The organism is Mannheimia sp. E30BD, from assembly GCF_041807785.1.
Lineage (GTDB): Bacteria > Pseudomonadota > Gammaproteobacteria > Enterobacterales > Pasteurellaceae > Mannheimia.
This window is the reverse complement of record NZ_JBGTYX010000003.1, coordinates 116,839-137,296: the sequence shown is the minus strand read 5'-3', so window position 1 is coordinate 137,296 and position 20,458 is coordinate 116,839. Positions and strand designations below refer to the sequence as shown.

Genomic DNA, 20,458 nt, shown 5'->3' with positions numbered 1-20,458 from the left:
ATAACTGTATATTATTATAGTATATGCTTATCCAGTTGCAAGTGTTTTTTTAAACTTTTCGATCCAGCTCACAAAAATAAATTTGTGAGCAAGATAATGCCCTTGCTTCATCAAAGGGATTAAGAGCATTAATCAACATTATTTTTTCATATTGCCCTAAATCAGCTTGAGTGATTTTAGTTAAATGGACTTTTCCTTGATCTAATAATTGAGTTAATTGTGTGCCTTTTAGTAGATAATCTTGCGGACTGTACCAAACACCCCCTTTTAGAAAAAGCAAGTTACCAATAGAGCAATCACTAAAATTTCCATTATTGATAATTATCACTTCTTCATTTTGCAAAATATTGAGTAAATCGAACCGCTTGCGGTCGCTAAATTTTAAGTGATAATCCCAATTTTCCACTTCCACACAACGAAAACGCTCGACTTGTTTTGGCGAATAAGGGAAAAATTTTATCTCACATTCAGTCGCATTATAATCCACTCGGCAGCGTACTTTGCCTTGTTGATAAGGCTCTGGTACAACTAAAATTTGTGCTAATGTGAAAGTTGGCTCACAACCAAAATATTCTCGCACCGCCTGTTCAAAACGTTGTTGATGATAAGGCAAATTCTTCACCTTGCCACCAATCACTGAAATGGTTTCAAAGAGTGGAAATTGGTACATAGACTTTCTCTAAAATTTCGTTATATTCATCTTCTAACACGCTTTGTGAGGTAATTCCTCCGCCGCTGTGGAACACAAGTCCGCTCAGGGTTTGGGCTATGTAGCGAATTGCCACCGCACTTTCTACACTTTCGCCATCAAAATAGCCAAAAATCCCTGTGTAATAACCACGCTTTCCTTGTTCTGCCTGCTGAATAATAGAAACCGTTTTCTCTTTAGGAGCACCGCTAATAGAACCAGCAGGTAATAAAGTGGCTAAAATAGATCCGATATTTTCCTGCCAATTTTCAGCCAGTTCGCCGCAGATCTCAGAACTTGTTTGCAAAATTGCTCCACGATGGGTTTGGACTTTTTCCACATAGCGATATTTTGTTACTTCGATATTTTTAGCCACTAAGGCGAGATCGTTTCGGATCAAATCTACAATAGTATTATGTTCGGTAAACTCTTTTTCAGAAGCCATTAATTTCTGCTCAGCATTTTCTTCGCTCGCATTAATCGTTCCTTTCATCGGGTAAGAAAAAATGCGGTTCTGCTCAATTCGCACAAAGCATTCGGGCGAAAAGCAGACAAATTGATCTTGCAGATAACATTTATATTTTGCCTTACTACTTGCAAAAATCTCCGCTAATGAATAATTGGTTTCAATGGCTGTTGGATAGCTTAAATTCAGCAAATAGCTATTACCGGCTTGAATTTCTTTCTTCACTAATTCAAAACCAGCTTGATATTCAGCAAAAGTAATTGGATTTGCTGAAAATTCAAAAGATTTAGCCACTTTTTCAAAGGTTCTTTTTGCATTCGATTTGCAAAAAAACTCAAAAAAAAGACCGCTTGTATGAGCCTCTTCGAGCGGAAAAATAAGCGGCTTTTCCTGCTCAAAATCAATTAAAAAGAAAAAAGGACGTTTGGCTCGCCCATATTGATTGGCTTTGTCTATAAAATCTTGCATAAAACTGAAATGCTTAATATTGGAAAGCTCTGTTATAATGCAAAGTAATAGTTTTGAAAAGCATTTTTTGAAAAAGGTTTTACCGATGAACGCCTCACTTAATATTGATGAAATTTGGCTCTATGTTGCCCTTGCCGTTTGTGTGCTGATTGGCATTTATTTGTTTTTTCTGCAATCACGTTATCAGCGAGATGCTTATGAGTTAAGCCAAGATCTCAACAAAATCACGGCAGATTTTCACCAAATCAGCGAAAAATATGAGAATCTTAGCCAAGAGAAAAATCAACTTGAGCAATGGGCGGTGCAACAACAAACGAAATATGAAGCCGTAAGCGAACGCTTGAGTGAACGAGATGCTCAGCTACAACGTTTTCAACAAAAAATTGAGCTTGCCGAACAGCAGGAAAACGAGCTAGAACGCTATATCAATGAGCTGAAAGAAAGGGTGGGTTCTTCGCACGCTAAAGCCGAGAGTTTGGAAGAACAGCTGCAATTTAGCCAGAGTTCGCTTTCGCAAAAAGAGCGAGAAAATCAATCGCTTTTTAGTCGCTTAAATGAAGTGCAAAATGAGCTGACCGAGCTACGCACCACGCTTTCGGAAAAACAGGCGAATTTTGAGCAGCAGCAACGTAATTTTGTGGAAGTAAAACAACAGCTTAATGTGGAATTTCAACACCTCGCTCAACAGATTTTAGATGAAAAAAGTAAGCGATTTAGTGAAACCAATCAAAGCTCGCTTGAAGCTCTGCTTAAGCCTTTTAAAGAGCAAATTGAGGGCTTTCAAAAACGAGTGAATGAGGTACATAGCGAATCCCTTAAAGGTTCTGCGAATTTAGAAGCCGAAATTAAGCGTGTGCTACAAATTGGTGTTTCAATGTCGGAAGAGGCTCAAAACCTCACGAATGCGTTGAAAGGCAATAACAAAGTGGCGGGTAACTGGGGCGAGGTTCAGCTTGAAACCGCATTGCAGTCAGCGGGTTTGTTAGCAGGCGAGCATTATCAAGCCCAAGAAAGTTTCCGTGATGAAGAAGGTAGACGTTTTGCCCCTGATTTTGTGGTGCATTTGCCCGATCAAAAACACCTGATTATTGACAGCAAAGTGTCGTTAGTAGCCTACGATCAAGCGGTCAGATCTGAGGAAAATTTTGCAATTTCACAGGCGTTGGACGAACATTGCCGTTCGCTCCGTTCCCATATCGAGGGTTTATCGAAGAAAAATTACAGTGCTTTGCTTGGTATCAAAAGCCCTGATTTTGTGCTGATGTTTGTACCGATTGAGCCTGCTTATATTGAAGCGATGAAGCACGATCCGCAGTTGTTTAACTTTGGCTATGAACGCAATGTGATTTTGGTTTCGCACACCACGCTAATGCCAATTTTACGCACCGTAGCGAATTTGTGGCGAATTGAACGAGGCAATTCTGAGGCTCGTGAAATCAGCGAGAAAGCAGGCGAAATTTATAACCAAGTTTGTGCTGTGGCGGATCGCTTGGCAAAATTAGGTAATACGCTCAATACGGCAAATAATCAATATAATCAAGCAGTTACTTCTCTTGTTGGACGACAAGGCTTGCTCGGAAAAGTGGAACGATTCCAACATCTTTCTAGCAAGGCAAGCCAACTTGTGCCACAAGTAGAGCTGATTGAAAACGAAGTGGATACGATTAAATTGGAAATGGTATCGAAGGAATTGTTAGAAGAGTAGGTCAAATCTCGTTATTTACCTAAAATTGTAGGGGCGGGTCCTGTGCCCACCCAAGAATATCATCTGAAATATCGGGCGGGCACAGGACCCGCCCCTACACAAAAATGCAAAAAAAGCTATTAATCATTGACAACCACGACTCTTTCACTTTCAACTTGGTGGATTTACTCCGTAAGCTCAATGTGCCTGCAAAGGTCGTATTAGTGGAAGAATTAAACCTAGACGAAGTGGAAAACTTCACGCATATTCTCATCTCGCCCGGCCCTGATGTGCCGAGCGCGTATCCACAAACTTTTGCGATGTTAGAGCGTTATTATCAAAGCAAATCTATTTTAGGGATTTGTTTAGGGCATCAAACGATTTGCGAGTTTTTTGGTGGCACGTTATACAATTTAGAGAATGTTCGGCACGGTCAGCAACGTATGCTAACGCAAATTAAGCCAAATCCAATGTTTGACGGTTTACCGCAACAGTTGAAAGTGGGGCTGTATCACTCGTGGGGAATTTTGCAAAATTCGTTGGAAAATACACCACTTGTAGCCACTGCTGTGTGTGAGCAAAATGTGCTGATGGCGTTCAAACACCAAAGTTTGCCGATTTTTGGGGTGCAGTTCCACCCTGAATCTTTTATCACCGAATACGGAAAAGAGATGCTGAAAAATTGGCTTACGATTGAGCAAGATTTTTAACGGAAAATCGGCTATAATCCGCTAGTTTATTTCCTTTTAAAATCTAATCAGTAAGGGTGAAAAATGTTTCGCCCCTACACAAATATTAAGAGATATTTTCAATGAAAGATTCTATTATCAATAAATTAGAAAGCTTGAGCGAACGCCACGAAGAACTCCAAGCATTACTTGGCGATGCGTCTGTGATTTCCGACCAAGAAAAATTCCGTGCCTATTCAAAAGAATATTCCCAATTAGAAGAAGTGGTTGGCACCTTTAACTGTTGGAAAAAATTAAACAACGATATTGAGGAAGCTCAATTACTGTTAGATGATCCTGATATGAAGGATATGGCAGCAGAGGAAATTGCCGAAAACAAAGCGGAAATTGAAAACCTTGAGCAGCATTTACAAATTCTATTGTTGCCAAAAGATCCGAACGATGAATATAACGCTTTCCTTGAAATCCGTGCAGGAACAGGTGGCGATGAAGCAGGTATTTTCGCAGGCGATTTATACCGTATGTACAGCCGTTATTGCGAAAGTAAACGCTGGAGAATTGAGGAAATGTCTGCTAACGAAAGTGAGCAAGGCGGATATAAAGAGATTATCGTGAAAATCAGCGGCGAAGGCGTTTACGGGCAACTGAAATTTGAATCAGGCGGACACCGCGTGCAACGTGTGCCGAAAACCGAATCACAAGGGCGTATTCACACCTCTGCCTGTACCGTTGCGGTAATGCCAGAGTTACCAGAAAGCGAAATGCCAGAAATCAATCCATCTGATTTGCGAATTGATACTTACCGTTCATCAGGTGCAGGCGGTCAGCACGTTAATACTACAGACTCTGCGGTGCGTATTACCCATATTCCAACAGGGATTGTGGTAGAGTGCCAAGACGAGCGTTCACAACACAAAAACAAAGCGAAAGCCTTAGCAGTACTTGCTTCTCGTATCGTGCAAGTTGAGCAAGAACGCCAAGCCGCAGAGCAGGCAGACACTCGCCGTAACTTATTGGGCTCGGGCGATCGTTCGGATAAAATCCGTACCTACAACTACCCACAAGGGCGTGTAACTGACCACCGTATCAACTTAACGGTTTACCGCTTAGATGAAGTAATGAACGGTAAAATTGATGAATTAATCCAGCCGATTATTACTGAATATCAAGCGGATCAGTTAGCGGCGTTGTCTGAACAAAATTAATTTTACAAGCGGTGAGATATTGCAGATTTTTTGCAAATTCTAACCGCTTGAAAGAGAAGCAATGAAAGGAATATCAATATGAAAAAACTATTATTAATCACAACTACTACTCTACTGGCTGCTTGTAACAGCTTTATCAACTCAAGCCCAATAGTAAAAAATGAAGTGATTACGCCAACCACCGAGCATTTTGTCGGCGAATGGGAATGTGCAATGAATGGCGTTGCGGCAACCACAAACAAAGTGAAGTTAGGCAAAGATGGTAAAGCGAACTATCTGGGTAATGTTACACTCCCTGCTGAAAAGCCAATTTTTAATTATGCCCTAGAGCGTTCAGGCAGTTGGAAATTTGCAGATAACACCTTAACTTATAGCTTTACTCAGAGCAAAGTTTCTCGAGCTCACGCTGATGAAGTACAGGCTAATCTGCAAGCAAACCAAGAATTACAAAGTTTAGAACAACAATATTTCGATGCCCTAAACCAACAAACCAAAAAATCAGGTAAAACTAATGTAAACCTTGCCGTAAGTAACTTTACCACCAAAGCATTTAGCATTGAACAGAAAGTTGCTGAAGCCGTCCGTTCGGGGAATTGTGTAAGGATTTTATAATTTTTTGGCTTATTAGAATAAACTTGAAGGATAATTTATGAACTCTATTGATATTCAGGGAATGATTAGCCAAGAATTAGTTAAAAAAGATTTTTGGTAACCAGAAAAATGCAATGGCTTTTTTAGCTTTATTAGGTATCCAAACAAAAGTTAAAAATGCTAAAGAAGCATATAATCTAATTGTTGAGCATTGGGATTATCAGAAGGCATATCAAATTATCCGACAATTATTTAAACAGACAGATAAATATAAGAAAGGCTTAACCGGAGAAAATAATGTAGCTATTCTTTTACAAAAATGGAAACAACTTGGTTTTGGAAAAATAGAATGGCCTTTCTCACAAGGTCAATTTGATACTTTTGTGCAGCAAATTAATTCTTCTTATTAGTCTAGAGATGAAACGGCATATCAAACTGAGGCATTTGTAATTTTATTAACCAATGATGATAGCTAATGAATTATATAGGGTCAAAAAATAAATTATCTAGTTTTGTTATCTCTACAATAAAAGAAACAGTAGGCTGTTTAGATGATAAAGTTTTTGCTGAACTTTTTGCAGGAACGGGAATTATTTCTCGTGCATTAAAAGACCAAGTAAAAAAATCATTGTTAATGATTTAGAGTATTATAGTTATGTTTTATCTAAAAACTATATTAGTAATAATAGTTTTTTTGATTATTTTTCCCTATTTAATTTTTTAGAAGAAAATATCTCTTATTCAGAAAGAGATTTTATTTTTCAAGAATATAGTGAAAATGGAAAAGCAGAAACAGAAGTTTACCACCAAGATAGTAACTCTCTCATTACAAAAATTTATGGAGATATTCTTTATCTAGATCCTCCTTACAACGCTAGACAATATGGTTCAAACTATCATCTTTTAAATACAATTGCTTTATATGACGATTTTGTTCCTAAAGGTAAAACAGGGTTAAGAGAATATAAAAAATCAAGCTACTGTCAAAAAGGAATTGTAAAAACTGTTTTTGAAGATTTAATTAAAAATGCAGAGTTTAAGCATATCTTTATTAGCTATAATAATGAAGGATTAATGTCTATTTCTGATATTAAAGAAATTTGTTCTAAATATGGACATTATGATTTTGTAGGAAAAGAGTATTCTCGTTTTAAAGCCGATAGTAATAGAGAATATAGTGATGATAAAACATTAGAATATCTCCATATTTTAGAAAAATATTAATTAAAATAAAAATGATCTACCAACAATGGCTCACTTTCGCCGAACAGCAACTAAGCAAGAATGCTGGAAACGATCCCTATCTAAATGCAAAACTTGATGCAAACCTCTTGCTACAAGCAGTTACAAAACGCTCAAAATCAGCAATTTTTGCATTTAGCGAAACTATCTTAACTGAAAATGAGCTAAAACAACTTGCCGAATACTTAGCAAGGCGAGCAAAGGGTGAACCAATGGCATATATTTTAGGGCAACGGGAGTTTTGGTCGTTGCCGTTAAAGGTTTCAGCCGCAACGTTAATTCCTCGCCCTGATACAGAGCGATTAGTTGAATTAGCGTTAGATTTTGCTTACAAGCGGTTAGAAAATCAGAAAAATTTGCAAATTTTGGATTTAGGCACAGGCACAGGGGCGATTGCATTAGCTCTTGCTAGTGAATTAGGCGATAAAGTTCAAATTATCGGGGTGGATTTTCAACATAATGCGGTGCAACTCGCAAAAGAAAATCGCCAAAATCTTGGGTTTAGTAATGTTAGATTTCTACAAAGTGATTGGTTCGGCTCGCTTGAAAATCAACAATTTGACTTGATTGTCTCTAACCCACCCTATATTGACGAAAACGATGAAAATTTAATAGTTGGCGATGTGCGTTTTGAACCTTTAACCGCATTAGTTGCCGATAACAATGGGTTGAGCGATTTGCAAAAAATTATTGAAAATGCACCGCTTTACTTAAAGCCACAAGGGGCGTTAATGCTAGAACACGGCTGGCAGCAGGGCGAGCAGGTAAGAGATTTATTTGATTTAAATTTGTGGGAAGCTATCGAAACCGCTCAAGATTATGGTGGCAATGATAGAGTAACCCAAGCAATCCTAAAATAAAGGCAGGAAATGGACGATATTATTGAAGAATTATTGAAAGAGTTGGCAGAGCCGAAAGTTAAGATAAGCGATGCGGAGTTGAAAAAATTTCTCTATCGTGAAATCTTACGGCTCACTACGCTAATTGACGATAGTGTAAACGAGCAACAAGTGTTTGGTCAGATGTCTGCACTAACCAAAAAGGCTCGCTATAACGTGAATGGCGAGGGCGATGAAGAACGTATTAATCAACTGCTCCATTTAGTTTATAAAGAATGGGGTTTCCATTGTTATTATGAAGACTATTTCCACACGGAAAATTTATTGCTCAATCAAGTCATCAAAAAACGTCGTGGAATGCCTGTTTCATTAGGAGCGGTAGTGCTTTATTTGGCTGCAGTGCTAGATTTACCACTTTACCCTGTAAACTTCCCAACCCAATTAGTGTTAAGAGCAGAAATGAAACAGCCAAACGGAGCAACTAAAGTTCGTTTTATTAACCCGTGGAATGGCGAGTTTATTGGAATCGAAATGCTTAACAAATGGCTTGAGGGCGAAATCGGTTTCGGCGTGGAAGTAACCCCTGATCTTCTAAGACGAGCTGAACCACAAGAATTGCTTGAGCGAATTGAAACCGTATTCAAGATGACCCTCACCCGTGAAGGGAAATATGAAGAAACTTTGCGTTTGATTGAATACCGTTTGGCAATGAGCCCAGAAGATCCGTATGAAATTCGTGATCGTGGAATGGTGTTAGCAAGTATGGATTGCTACCAAGCAGCGTTGGAAGATATTAATTATTTTATCGACCAATGCCCAGAAGACCCTTCCGCTGAAATTTTAAAAATGGAAGTCAAAGGCTTAGAACGAAAAAGCCAAGAGAGTTTGGTGCATTAAAATGAAATTAACTGAACAAGAACGTGAATTCCGTATAAGAGCGGTGCAAGCAGCTGTTGATAATAATCGCTTGGAAGGATTAAGCATTGATAAGGAAACAATGGCGTTATTTAATGCGTGGATCGATAATCAGATCAGTTTTGACGAAGTAAAGCGGAGCATATATGAAATATGCGGAGTTCGACCGTTACACTGATAAAAATGGTGTATTGCGTAATAAACTTGGGGCTAAATCTGACGAGGAATTAGATTTGTTAGAAAGCCGATTAGTTGCAATGAATACGCTTAGCCTAAGGTTAGAGCCTATAAAAGGGAATTTTGATTTAGCTCATTTGCAGAAAATACACCATCGGCTATTTTCTGAAATTTATGAATGGGCGGGAGAATTACGTGAAATTGGGATCACAAAAGGTAAAACTGTATTTGCTGCTCCAAATCGAATTCAGCCTGAATTTCATAAGTTACATCAGAAATTGATAAGTGAAGAGTTTGAAAAATATGATAAAGCTACTTTTGCAAAGAAATTAGCTTATTATCTCGGTGAAATAAACATTCTACATCCTTTTAGAGAGGGGAACGGACGTAGCCAGCGAGAATTCATTATTCAATTAGCGTTAAAATTTAATTATCGCTTACATTTTCAAAATGTAACTCCAGAAGAAATGATCGATGCTTCAGAACACTCTTCACTTTATGTGGATAATAGATTATTTGAACAAATTATTTTTGAAAGATTAGAACTGATAAACAAGGAATCCCTATGACAGATAAAATCGTAAAAGTTGGTAACATTGAGGTGGCGAACAATAAGCCATTTACGCTATTTGGCGGTATGAATGTGCTAGAAAGCCGTGATATGGCACTTCGTGTATGTGAGCAATATGTTGAAGTAACGAACAAGCTCAACGTACCTTATGTATTTAAAGCCTCATTCGATAAAGCAAACCGCTCGTCAATCCACTCTTATCGTGGGCCGGGTATGGAAGAGGGGTTAAAAATTTTCCAAGAGCTAAAACAGACTTTTGGTGTAAATATCATTACTGATGTACACGAAATTTACCAATGTAAGCCTGTGGCGGAAGTGGTTGATGTGATTCAACTTCCCGCATTCTTAGCTCGCCAAACAGATTTGGTTGAAGCGATGGCTCGCACCGGTGCGGTCATCAATGTGAAAAAGCCACAATTCTTAAGCCCGGGACAAATGGGAAATATTGTGGAAAAAATTGCTGAATGCGGTAATGAAAACGTGATTTTGTGTGATCGTGGTACAAACTTTGGTTATGACAACTTAGTTGTAGATATGCTCGGCTTCGGTATTATGAAAAAGGTGTCGAAAGGTTGTCCTGTGATTTTTGATGTAACCCACTCTTTACAATGCCGTGATCCCTTTGGTGCTGCTTCAGGTGGTCGCCGTTCACAAGTAACTGAACTTGCCCGTTCTGGTATGGCGATTGGGTTAGCAGGGCTTTTCTTAGAAGCTCACCCAGATCCAAACTCAGCAAAATGTGATGGCCCATCAGCATTACCGCTTTCAAAATTAGAAGCCTTTGTTTCACAAATGAAAGCGATTGATGAGTTGGTTAAGAGCTTTGAAGAAATTGATACTTCCAAATAAACTTTCTCCTCATTAAATCCTTTCCTACTTTCTTTGCTTCGCCAAAGAAAGTAGGCAAAGAAAGGCGACCCTACTTCGCTACTTTTCTTCGCTTAGTGTGAATGGGCTTAACGAAAAATTTACATTCGCTTCGCTCAGAGTAAATTTTCCTACCCATTCAAACACGCTCAGGTAGCTCAGAAGGGAGTAGAAAGGTAAAAGACAGAATAGGAGAAAAAAATGCTAAATATTGTTTTTCTTGACCGTACAGGCATTCCTGCTACTCACGAAATTCCTCGCCCGAATTTTCCTCATACTTGGACGGAATATGACTCCACCATCGCCGAGCAAACGTTCGAGCGTGTGAAAGATGCCGATATTATTGTTACCAGCAAAGTATTACTACAGCGTGATCTGCTGGCTAAATTACCAAAACTGAAATTAATTGCGATCACGGCAACAGGCACGAATAATGTGGATTTAGAGGCGGCAAAAGAACTTGGTATTGCGGTTAAAAACGTAACGGGCTATTCCACGGTTACTATGGCAGAACACGTTATCGCTATGATCTATTCGCTTAAACATCGTTTAGCGGATTATCACCGTGATTTAATCACCTCAGACCGTTGGGCAACGTGCGGGCAGTTCTGCTATGTCGATTATCCAATTCAAGATATTCAAGGCTCTACGTTAGGTATTGTCGGCAAAGGAAATATTGGGGCTGAAGTGGCTCGCCTAGCACAAGCGGTCGGAATGGAGGTTATTTTTGCAGAACATCAAGGAGCAACGGAAATCCGTGAAGGCTATACCGCTTTTGAAGAGGTATTAAAACAAGCGGATATTATTTCTCTACACTGCCCTTTAACCGATAAAACGAAAAATCTAATTAACGCTGAAACCTTGGACTTAATGAAGCCAACGGCTTATATTATCAACATAGGGCGTGGTCCGTTAATTGATGAGCAAGCTCTTTTGAATGCTATTGAGCAGGGTAAAATTGCAGGTGCCGCACTTGATGTTTTAGTTAAAGAGCCACCAGAGAAAGATAATCCGTTAATCCTTGCAGCAAGACGCTTACCGAATCTACTGATTACCCCACACGTTGCGTGGGCGAGTGATTCTGCGGTTACTACATTAGTAAATAAAGTAACGCAAAATATGGAAGAGTTTGTCGCAACAGGCAAGTAAATACACAAGCGGTCGTTTTTTCAAGAAAATTTGCAAACTTTTATGCGGAATCGACCGCTTGTATTGATCTATTTTTAGAAGAACCAAATGAATTTAACCCCTTTTTTTATTGCTTTTCGTTATTTTAGGTCGAAAAGTGCAGACCGTTTCGGACGGCTTGTAACCAACCTTGCCAGTCTTGGCATTGTGCTGGGCGTGATGGCGTTGGTGATTGTGCTATCTATTATGAACGGCTTGGAAAATATGCAGAAAAATAACCTGCTTTCTACCTTACCGCACGCCATTATTACACCGCAGGAAGGGCATTTTTCCAAACAAGAAAAACTAAACTTACCCGCCTTTGCTACTCAAAGTGTAGTAATTAACCGTGCGAACGTGGTCATTCAAAGCTCGGAAGGGATTAATGCTGGGCAGCTAATTGGTGTTGAAAATGCCACAGATGATCCGCTATTAGTGGATCAAAATGTGCCTCAATTATTACCAACAGGTGAATTTAAGGTGCTGGTTGGCTCTCGCTTAGCAGATAAACTAAACCTAAACGTGGGCGATAAACTCCGTTTAATGATTACCGAAAACAGCCAATACACTCCAATGGGGCGTGTGCCTGTGCAGCGGTTATTTGAAATCTCAGGCATTTATCATTCCAACCGTGAGGCAAGCGAATTTACTCTCTTTGCTAATTTAGCCGATGTAGGGCGGTTGTTGAGAATTACCGAAGATCAGGTACAAGGTGTGCGTTTGTATCTGCAAGATCCGTTCCAAGTTACCGAACTTAGCAACCATTTCGATGCAGAACGTTACCAAATCAGCGATTGGCGTGAGCAAAAAGGCGAATTTTTCCAAGCGGTAAAAATGGAAAAAAATATGATGGGCTTGCTAATTAGCTTGATTATTGTGGTCGCTATTTCAAACATTGTAACTTCCTTGAGCTTAATGGTGGTGGATAAACAGGGCGAAATTGCGATTTTGCAAACCCAAGGCTTAACCAAAAAACAAGTGATGCAGATTTTTGTGTTCCAAGGGGCGATTGTGGGCGTGATTGGCTCGATGATTGGTGGCTTGCTTGGAGTGCTAGTGGTGTCTAATTTGGATCAAATTATCCTCTTGCTCAACCCGAGCATTCATTTATCCACCTTGATTTCAGGCTCACAAATTACGGTGATTGTAGGTGTTTCCATTTTACTTTCACTACTTTGCACCCTTTACCCAGCATATCGAGCCTCAAAAATTGAGCCGGCTCAGGCATTGCGATATGAATAGTAATAATATTGAAAATTGTTCGACTAGATTAGCAATTCATTAAGGTAATAAAATGGCAAAAAAATCATCATTCAGTAAATCTATTCGACAAATCTCTCGAGCTATTGTTCAAATCAATAGAATAAATGAAAGAGAGAGAAAAGAAAGGGAACGTAGAATTAGATTAAATCAAAAAGCTCAAGAGCGTTCTATTAGAGAAGCTGAAAGAGAACAGAGAAGTTTAGAACGCCAATTAGCTATAGCAGAAAAAAATCGAGAGCGTTTAGAAAAACAAAAATTAAGAGAACAAAAAGAGTTTATAAAAACATTTATTTATGAAGCTAAATGCGATTATAACTTTCGTTGTTTAGAGAGAAAAGACTTAGTAAATAGCTTTATTAATGAAATAATCAAATAATTTGGGGGGTATTAATGGAACTGATTTTTTTAGCTATATCTTTCGTAATATGTATCTTTTTTTATTTCTATTTTAAGAAAAAGTTAGAGACATATACTAATTTCAAATCTGCAATTAATGAGAATAAAAAGATACTTGAGCAAACTTTATCTGAACTTAAGGAAGCACAAGAAAAATTAGATGAGAGTCTAATGTCATTCAATAAAATAAATGAAGAAACTCAAGAACTACAGGACTTAAAGAAAAATGCAAATATATTGAGTGAACAGGTAGTGGAAGATAATAAGTTAAAATTAAAAATTCAAGAAAAAATTGCTGAATTATCTTCACAAGAGCAAGATTATATAGATAGAGTTTATGCTATTCAAAGTAAGATTGATCTATATTCAACTTTAGAAGAGTTTTCAGATGTTGGTCATTTTGAAATTCCAGACTATTTATATCAAACATCTGAACGTTTTGCTGAAGAAATTAGAAGAGTTAGAGAAGAACAAAAAGACTTAATCAAAAGTAAAGAAGCTATTTTTTATAATGAAACTGCTTTAAATACTGTTTTAGGTACAACTTCAGATGCAAAAAGGGTATTAGATGGTCAGATAAAGCTGATGCTTTTAGCTTTCAATGAGGATTGCGACCTGCTCATCAGCAAAGTTAGACCAGGATATTACCCAAAAACATTAGAGCGAATAGAAAAATTAGCAAACGAATTAGAAAAATTATCTATTCATTTTCAGTGCCAATTTAATATTAGATATATAGAACTAAAGCTTACCGAATGTACTCTTCAATACCAATATAGATTGAAAAAGCAGGAAGAGGACGAGGAGCAACGTTTTATAAGAGAGCAAATCAAAGAAGAGCAGAAAGCAAGACGAGAGTACGAAAAAGCCATTGCAGATGCAGAAAGAGAAGAGAAAATGTATCAAGAGTTGCTCAATAAAGCTAGAGCAGAATTAGAATATAGTAACTCTGAAAAAATGATTGCTATTCAAGCTCAAATTGCATTACTAGAGCAGCAATTAGCAGAAGCACAAAGTAGAGAAGAACGAGCAAGAAGTTTAGCTGAACAAACTAGACGAGGCTATATTTATATCATTAGTAATATAGGTTCTTTCGGAGAGAATGTATATAAAATAGGTCTCACACGTCGTCTAGATCCTATGGAGAGGATAAAAGAATTAGGTGATGCAAGCGTACCATTTTTCTTTGATGTTCATGCATTTATCTATTCAGAAGATGCACCTACATTAGAATCTATGTTACATAAGCGTTTTGATTCTCAACGTGTAAATGCCGTAAATATCAGAAGAGAATTCTTTGAAGTAGATTTAGAAGAAATTAAACACGCTGTTGAAGAATTAACAGGAAATGAAGCTGAATTTCATATGACAGCTCTTGCAGAAGAATATTACGAAACTCGACGAATACGAGGAATATAAAATTTAGATGAATAAAATGACAGAATTACTTCGCTGTGAAAATATCAGCAAATTTTACGATGAAGGCGAACAGAAAGTTCAAGTGCTAAAAGAGGTTTCGTTTTCAATGAATGAAGGCGAGTTAGTGGCGATTGTTGGTAGCTCCGGTTCGGGTAAAAGTACCTTATTACATACACTTGGCGGTTTAGACCAGCCAAGTAGTGGCGAAGTGTGGGTACGTGGGCAATCATTACAACATTTAAGTTCTGATAAGTTAGCCTTACTTCGTAATCAAAACTTAGGCTTTGTTTATCAGTTTCATCACTTAATGGCAGATTTTTCCGCTCTTGAAAACGTGATGATGCCGATGTTAATTGGCAAACAGAACAAAACCGAAGCGGCAAATAGAGCCGAAAAAATGTTACAAGCGGTCGGATTAGCTCATCGAATTACACATCGCCCGTCTGCATTATCAGGTGGGGAACGCCAGCGTGTAGCGATTGCTCGGGCGTTGGTAAATAACCCTGCCTTAGTGCTTGCCGATGAGCCAACAGGGAATTTAGACCAAAAAACGACCGAAAGCATTTTTGAGTTAATTCAACAATTAAATCAAGAGCAAAACATTGCGTTTTTATTAGTCACGCACGATTTAAACCTAGCGAATAAACTTTCACGTAGCCTTGTAATGCGAGATGGTGTGTTAAGCGAGGGGAGCTTATGAGTACGCCCTTTTTCATTAGCTGGCGTTACCAACGGGGCAAGCAGAAAAATCGGTTAGTTTCGCTGATTTCGCTATTTTCCAGCATTGGGATCGCACTTGGTGTCGCGGTGTTGATTATCGGCTTAAGTGCGATGAACGGCTTTGAGCGTGAGCTAAATAGCCGTGTGCTTTCGGTTGTGTCGCACGCAGAGCTGGTGTCATTTCGTGGAAATCAGGCTCAACCGATTGCCGATAGTCAAAAACTAGAGGAATTGGTGAAAAAATCGGGAAATATCACCGCTAGTTCGCCCTTTGTAAGCTTTACTGCTTTAATTGAAAACGGTTCACAGCTTAAAATTGCACAGGTGCGAGGCGTTGATCCGCACAAACAAGATCAGGTAAGCAAACTCAGCCAATTTATTCCAGCGGAACAATGGCAGGCTTTTACCGCTCAATTCAACGCTGATGAAGATGGCTTAATTCTCGGGGCAGGCATTGCAAAAGCCCTAGAAGTTGAAGCTGGCGATGAAGTAACCTTACTGATTCCTCAACCAACAGAAGACGGCAAATTAGCCCAGCCATTGCGTTTTAATATGCCTGTTACAGGCGTGTTACGTTTAGATGGGCAGTTAGATCATAGCTATGCGTTAATTCCGCTCAATAAAGCCCAAGAGCTGATGGAATATCAGCCAAATCAAGTTTCAGGGATTGAAATGAGTTTAAGCAATCCATTTGCGGTGCAAAGTCTTGCGATGCCGCAGCTTAATGGTTATCCACAGCCACTTTACTTGAATACTTGGATCGAAAAATTTGGCTATATGTATAACGATATTCAGCTTGTTCGCACCGTAATGTATATCGCAATGGTTCTCGTCATCGGTGTGGCTTGTTTTAATATTATCTCTACGCTAATTATGGCGGTAAAAGATAAACAAGGCGATATTGCGATTATGCGGACACTTGGCGCAAATAATGGGTTTATCCGCCGTATTTTCTTATGGTATGGCTTGCTTTCAGGTATGAAAGGGGCATTGTTTGGGATTATTTTAGGTGTAATTTTATCGCTAAATTTAACCGCTATCATTAAAGCGATTGAGGGTTTCTTCGGTATAAAATTACTGTCAGACGGCGTTTATTTTGTTGATTTCTTACCAAGTGAATTACATTGGCAAGATATTGGCTATGTGCTGGTTGCAACTATTGTATTAAGCCTGTTTGCCAGCCTTTATCCTGCAAACCGAGCAACGAAATTAGAGCCGGCGAAAGTGTTAAGCGGACATTAAACAGAACAAAAAAGTGGCTAACTAGTTAGCCACTTTTTTCATTTATTATGGATTAAACGGGAAGAATACAGGAATAAAAATAACCCCTAAAATCCAAAAGATAATATTGAGCGGTAAGCCAATCTTGATGAAATCTGTAAATTTATAACCGCCTGCACCATAAACCATCGTATTGGTTTGATAGCCTACTGGTGTCATAAAGCTAGTTGCGGCTGCAAGCATTACCGCAATAATAAACGGCGAGGCATCAACACCTAACACTTGAGCAGTTGAAATCGCAATTGGTGTTAATAATACTGCTGTTCCCGCGTTACTCATAAATTCGGTTAATACAGAAGTCAGTAAATAAAGTACTGCAAGCACCACTAAAGGCCCAAAATGTCCTACTTTACCAAGCGTATTATCTACAATAAACTGAGCAGCTCCACTGTTCGCCATTGCTTCACCAAGTGGGAGTAAACCTGCAATCACTAAAATAATTTTCCAGTCGATAGATTGATAGGCTTCATCTGCGGTTAAACAGCCTGCTAAACACATTGCAACCGCACCTACTAAGGCACTGATTGCAATCGGCATAATACCGATTGCGGCAGTAGCCACCACCCCAACCATTACCCAAAGTGCAAACTTAGCACGCCAAGACTCTTCGGTTTTTACTAAATCAGAAGAGAGCACGATAAAATCTTTATCTTTGCGTAAATCATCCATATCTTCTTTTGGAAGCGTTAATAATAGAATATCGCCCATTTTAAAGCTAATACCACGCAAGCGTTCTCTAATGATACGGCTACGACGTTGTAAACCTAATACAGTTGCATCTTTATTCCAACGTTGTTGCAAAATTGGGATAGTACCACCAACCCAACGAGAGGTTGGCGAAATCATCACTTCTGCCATCATTAAGTCGTCAAAATCATCTTCATCAAGATCACGACGACCATAAACAACGTGGTGTAAGCCATATTTCTCTCGAGCCCCAGCTAAATCTGCCGATTCACCACGTAATAATAAAATATCGTGTTTCTGTAATACTTGGTGGCTTGGGGTGGATAAACGCTCTCCATTGCGTAATAACCCCACAGCAAATAGGTTAAATTCTTCGGTTAACCCTGATTCTGCTAAATTCTTGCCAATTAAGACAGAATTTTTATTTACCTTTAATTCAGAGACATATTTACCAAATCCAATCCCTTCTTCAAGCTGTAAGCGCGATTCGGGTAATAAGAAGCGACTAGTAAGTAGCAAATATACAGTACCAACCAGGAAGAAAATTATCCCTAAAGGAGCAAATTCAAACATTCCGAAGCCTGAATGCCCTTGATTTTGTGCAATTGAGTTTACCAATAAGTTAGTTGATGTTCCAATAAGTGTACAGACCCCTGCCATTTGAGAAGCAAAGGATAACGGAATTAAGGATTTAGACGGTGCAAGATTAATATTTTGTGATGCTGCAATCACGATTGGGATTAATACCGCAACTACTGCGGTGTTATTCACAAAAGGGGAAATTGCAGCATTTATACCACATAAAACTAAAATAAATACCCAAGGCGTTTTAACCTTTGCCAGCAAGCTACCTATACTATCTAATGCACCACTATTTTGTAAGCCTGCTGCTAATACAAACATTGCGGTTACAGCAACTGTTGCTGAATTTGAAAATCCACTTAATGCCGACTTAGTATCAATTTGCCCTAATAAAACCAAAGACGATAATACTAAGATGGCAACTGCATCCATACGAATTTTTTCGGTTGCAAATAAAAACACTGCAAAAGCCGTTACTGCCAGTGTCGCCACAATATCCCAAGACATCCTTTTACTCCAATTTTAACTATAAATGGGAGCCGCAATAATAAATCAAGCTATTGTTTTTGTCTCTAAATTTTATTCACTTAAACATAACAAAAAGAGCTGATTACACGAATATAATCAGCTCTCTGTTTCTTATTGATTAACCACGATATTTCTGGTGTTGTTTAACCGCCTTACGAATTTGGCGAATATTGGTGCGGCGACGATTTGCAGCCACCTCCACTTTCGTTTCCGTTTCAGCAGGTAAGCCCACTAGCTCACGCAAGTAGTTCACTTGCTCAAGCCCCATCTCTTCCCAACCACCACGTGGTAAACCTTTGTCTAATTTAATGTTACCATAACGAATGCGAATTAAGCGGCTCACTTCCACCCCTTGCGATTCCCACAAACGGCGAACTTCACGATTACGCCCTTCAGTTAAGGTTACATCAAACCATTGGTTTAAACCTGTTCCGCCAACCACTTTGATTTGCTTGAAGTTAGCCGGGCCATCTTCTAACTGAACGCCTTTGCGTAAGCGTTGTAACATAGCATCATCAATATTACCAAACACACGCACCGAATACTCACGCTCCACCTCACGGCTTGGGTGCATTAAACGGTTCGCTAACTCGCCGTCTGTAGTAAAGAGTAATAAACCTGAAGTGTTAATATCTAAACGCCCAACCGCAATCCAACGAGCGCCTGTTAAGCGAGGTAAACGGTCAAATACCGTTGCTCGTCCTTCAGGATCTGAACGTGTACACAACTCCCCTTCTGGTTTGTAGTACATCAATACTCGGCAGATCTCTTTTTGTGCTGGCATTAAGTTTACTAAATGCCCATCAATACGGATTTTAGTTGAGGAGCTCACTTGCACACGGTCGCCTAAAGAGGCAATTTTGCCGTCCACACTCACACGCCCGCTGGCGATAATCTCTTCTAGCTCACGGCGAGAACCTTTCCCTGCTCGTGCTAAGATTTTTTGTAGCTTTTCACCCACTACTTTGGCTTTTTTCTCTTGTGAAACAGGCTCACTAGCGGTCGCTTTTTCCACTTTTTTTGCAGCTCGTGGGGTTAATGGTTTAGATGTTGGGCGTTGAGGTTTCTCTGAAGTCTTGCCAAATTTTCGTTCAGATTTCGCATTCGATTTCTGCTCGCCTTTTTTGAAAGATGGACGATTATCCGTATTTCTCTCTGAGCGGAAGTTGTGGCTTGGTTTCTTTTGAAAAGTTGTCATAAAGTTCCTTTTGTCGCTTTCACAAGCGTCTGAAGCATTGTAGAGACGGATACTGGACCCGTCCTAATAACAATATTAATACGGGCGGGCACAGGACCCGCCCCTACGTAAAATTTTGTGCATTTATCACACAATATCAATTTAATTAAACGGCGTCGGGTCGCCCGAACCTTCTCGAATAATGACGGGTGCATCTTCCGTCAAATCAATCACGGTCGTAGGCTGTTGTCCTAAATAACCGCCGTGAATGATGAGATCAACCCGATGTTCTAACTGTTCACGAATTTCATCGGGATCAGATTCGGTAATTTCCGTATCAGGCAGCATCAACGAGCAAGAAAGAATTGGCTCACCAAGTGCTGCAATGAGTGCCAATGCAATGGCATTATTCGGCACACGAATGCCCACCGTTTTACGCTTTGTCATTAATCTGCGAGGCAGCTCTTTGGTGGCTGGCAGAATAAAAGTGTAAGAATTCGGCGTATTATTTTTAATTAAGCGATAGGCTTGATTATTCACTAACGCATAAGTGGAAAGCTCTGATAAATCACTGCACACCAACGTGAAATTATGATTTTCTGGCAATTTACGAATTGCCACAATTCTATCCATTGCGTGCTTATCGCCCATCGCACAGCCTAAGGCATAGCCTGAATCGGTTGGGTAAACAATCACACCGCCGTTTTTAATAATTTCAACCGCTTGATTAATTAAGCGTTGCTGTGGATTATCGGGGTGAATATAAAAAAATTGTGTCATCGTTTCACGCCTTTCGCTCGATAAAAATTGGGCTAATTATACACCAATATGCCCGA

The 20,458-nt window shown here is 39.2% G+C and carries 23 protein-coding genes and 1 pseudogene; 19 read left to right on the top strand and 5 right to left on the bottom strand.

Annotated features, from left to right (window positions below):
• Window positions 1-49: 49 nt before the first annotated feature.
• A complete protein-coding gene (locus ACERCG_RS03200) occupies window positions 50-670 on the bottom strand; it encodes an aminotransferase class IV family protein (protein ID WP_373610635.1) in 621 nt (206 codons plus the stop codon).
• On the bottom strand, window positions 648-1,622 hold the full coding sequence (locus tag ACERCG_RS03195; protein ID WP_373610634.1) for an aminodeoxychorismate synthase component I: 975 nt from the start codon (window positions 1,620-1,622) through the stop codon (window positions 648-650). Before ACERCG_RS03195 ends, ACERCG_RS03200 begins: the two co-directional genes overlap by 23 nt.
• An 85-nt stretch (window positions 1,623-1,707) precedes the next feature.
• Between ACERCG_RS03195 and rmuC the strand changes: the two genes are divergently transcribed.
• The 19 genes and pseudogenes from rmuC (at window position 1,708) to lolE (ending at window position 16,609) form a co-directional block, all read left to right on the top strand.
• A complete protein-coding gene (gene rmuC, locus ACERCG_RS03190) occupies window positions 1,708-3,327 on the top strand; it encodes a DNA recombination protein RmuC (RefSeq protein ID WP_373610633.1) in 1,620 nt (539 codons plus the stop codon).
• Window positions 3,328-3,431: 104 nt separating this feature from the next.
• Complete coding sequence (locus tag ACERCG_RS03185) at window positions 3,432-4,016, top strand: anthranilate synthase component II (protein WP_373610631.1); 585 nt, start codon at window positions 3,432-3,434, stop codon at window positions 4,014-4,016.
• Between the two features lie 101 nt (window positions 4,017-4,117).
• Window positions 4,118-5,200: a peptide chain release factor 1 gene (prfA, locus tag ACERCG_RS03180; RefSeq protein WP_373610630.1), complete on the top strand. Its 1,083-nt coding sequence runs from the start codon at window positions 4,118-4,120 to the stop codon at window positions 5,198-5,200.
• A 78-nt stretch (window positions 5,201-5,278) separates the two neighbouring features.
• Window positions 5,279-5,812, top strand: a complete 534-nt coding sequence (locus ACERCG_RS03175) for a hypothetical protein (protein WP_373610629.1) — start codon at window positions 5,279-5,281, stop codon at window positions 5,810-5,812.
• A gap of 113 nt (window positions 5,813-5,925) precedes the next feature.
• Complete coding sequence (locus ACERCG_RS03170; protein WP_373610628.1) at window positions 5,926-6,201, top strand: hypothetical protein; 276 nt, start codon at window positions 5,926-5,928, stop codon at window positions 6,199-6,201.
• A gap of 65 nt (window positions 6,202-6,266) precedes the next feature.
• Window positions 6,267-6,434, top strand: a complete 168-nt coding sequence (locus tag ACERCG_RS03165; RefSeq protein ID WP_373610627.1) for a DNA adenine methylase — start codon at window positions 6,267-6,269, stop codon at window positions 6,432-6,434.
• Window positions 6,395-6,826 (top strand): annotated as a pseudogene (locus ACERCG_RS03160) (DNA adenine methylase); the annotation flags it as partial. The gene ACERCG_RS03165 and the pseudogene ACERCG_RS03160, both read left to right, overlap by 40 nt.
• Before the next feature lie 39 nt (window positions 6,827-6,865).
• Window positions 6,866-7,015, top strand: a complete 150-nt coding sequence (locus ACERCG_RS03155; protein ID WP_373610626.1) for a hypothetical protein — start codon at window positions 6,866-6,868, stop codon at window positions 7,013-7,015.
• 11 nt (window positions 7,016-7,026) lie between these two features.
• Complete coding sequence (prmC, locus tag ACERCG_RS03150) at window positions 7,027-7,893, top strand: peptide chain release factor N(5)-glutamine methyltransferase (RefSeq protein ID WP_373610625.1); 867 nt, start codon at window positions 7,027-7,029, stop codon at window positions 7,891-7,893.
• 9 nt (window positions 7,894-7,902) lie between these two features.
• Window positions 7,903-8,769: a SirB1 family protein gene (locus ACERCG_RS03145; RefSeq protein WP_373610624.1), complete on the top strand. Its 867-nt coding sequence runs from the start codon at window positions 7,903-7,905 to the stop codon at window positions 8,767-8,769.
• 1 nt (window position 8,770) lies between these two features.
• Window positions 8,771-8,965 (top strand): antitoxin VbhA family protein, encoded by a 195-nt coding sequence (locus ACERCG_RS03140; protein ID WP_373610623.1) that lies wholly within the window; start codon window positions 8,771-8,773, stop codon window positions 8,963-8,965.
• Window positions 8,934-9,533, top strand: a complete 600-nt coding sequence (locus tag ACERCG_RS03135) for a Fic/DOC family protein (protein ID WP_373610622.1) — start codon at window positions 8,934-8,936, stop codon at window positions 9,531-9,533. The genes ACERCG_RS03140 and ACERCG_RS03135 overlap by 32 nt, the downstream gene beginning before the upstream one ends.
• Window positions 9,530-10,384, top strand: a complete 855-nt coding sequence (gene kdsA / locus ACERCG_RS03130; protein ID WP_373610621.1) for a 3-deoxy-8-phosphooctulonate synthase — start codon at window positions 9,530-9,532, stop codon at window positions 10,382-10,384. The genes ACERCG_RS03135 and kdsA overlap by 4 nt, the downstream gene beginning before the upstream one ends.
• Before the next feature lie 219 nt (window positions 10,385-10,603).
• On the top strand, window positions 10,604-11,551 hold the full coding sequence (locus tag ACERCG_RS03125) for a 2-hydroxyacid dehydrogenase (RefSeq protein WP_373610620.1): 948 nt from the start codon (window positions 10,604-10,606) through the stop codon (window positions 11,549-11,551).
• An 87-nt stretch (window positions 11,552-11,638) separates the two neighbouring features.
• Entirely contained in the window at window positions 11,639-12,811 is a 1,173-nt protein-coding gene (locus tag ACERCG_RS03120; RefSeq protein WP_373610619.1) for a lipoprotein-releasing ABC transporter permease subunit, read from the top strand.
• Window positions 12,812-12,863: 52 nt separating this feature from the next.
• Window positions 12,864-13,208, top strand: a complete 345-nt coding sequence (locus ACERCG_RS03115) for a hypothetical protein (RefSeq protein ID WP_373610618.1) — start codon at window positions 12,864-12,866, stop codon at window positions 13,206-13,208.
• Window positions 13,209-13,222: 14 nt separating this feature from the next.
• Entirely contained in the window at window positions 13,223-14,647 is a 1,425-nt protein-coding gene (locus ACERCG_RS03110; RefSeq protein ID WP_373610617.1) for a DUF4041 domain-containing protein, read from the top strand.
• 16 nt (window positions 14,648-14,663) lie between these two features.
• Complete coding sequence (gene lolD, locus ACERCG_RS03105; protein WP_373610616.1) at window positions 14,664-15,347, top strand: lipoprotein-releasing ABC transporter ATP-binding protein LolD; 684 nt, start codon at window positions 14,664-14,666, stop codon at window positions 15,345-15,347.
• A complete protein-coding gene (gene lolE / locus ACERCG_RS03100; protein ID WP_373610615.1) occupies window positions 15,344-16,609 on the top strand; it encodes a lipoprotein-releasing ABC transporter permease subunit LolE in 1,266 nt (421 codons plus the stop codon). Before lolD ends, lolE begins: the two co-directional genes overlap by 4 nt.
• A 45-nt stretch (window positions 16,610-16,654) precedes the next feature.
• Here the strand turns inward: lolE and ACERCG_RS03095 are convergent, their stop codons facing one another.
• The 3 genes from ACERCG_RS03095 to ACERCG_RS03085 all read right to left on the bottom strand — a co-directional run bounded on the left by ACERCG_RS03095 (window position 16,655) and on the right by ACERCG_RS03085 (window position 20,402).
• On the bottom strand, window positions 16,655-18,424 hold the full coding sequence (locus tag ACERCG_RS03095; protein ID WP_373610614.1) for an SLC13 family permease: 1,770 nt from the start codon (window positions 18,422-18,424) through the stop codon (window positions 16,655-16,657).
• Between the two features lie 139 nt (window positions 18,425-18,563).
• Window positions 18,564-19,643, bottom strand: a complete 1,080-nt coding sequence (gene rluB / locus ACERCG_RS03090) for a 23S rRNA pseudouridine(2605) synthase RluB (RefSeq protein WP_373610613.1) — start codon at window positions 19,641-19,643, stop codon at window positions 18,564-18,566.
• A gap of 141 nt (window positions 19,644-19,784) precedes the next feature.
• The gene (locus ACERCG_RS03085) at window positions 19,785-20,402 is read right to left on the bottom strand and encodes an L-threonylcarbamoyladenylate synthase (protein ID WP_373610612.1); all 618 of its coding nucleotides are present in this window, start codon (window positions 20,400-20,402) and stop codon (window positions 19,785-19,787) included.
• Window positions 20,403-20,458: the final 56 nt, after the last annotated feature.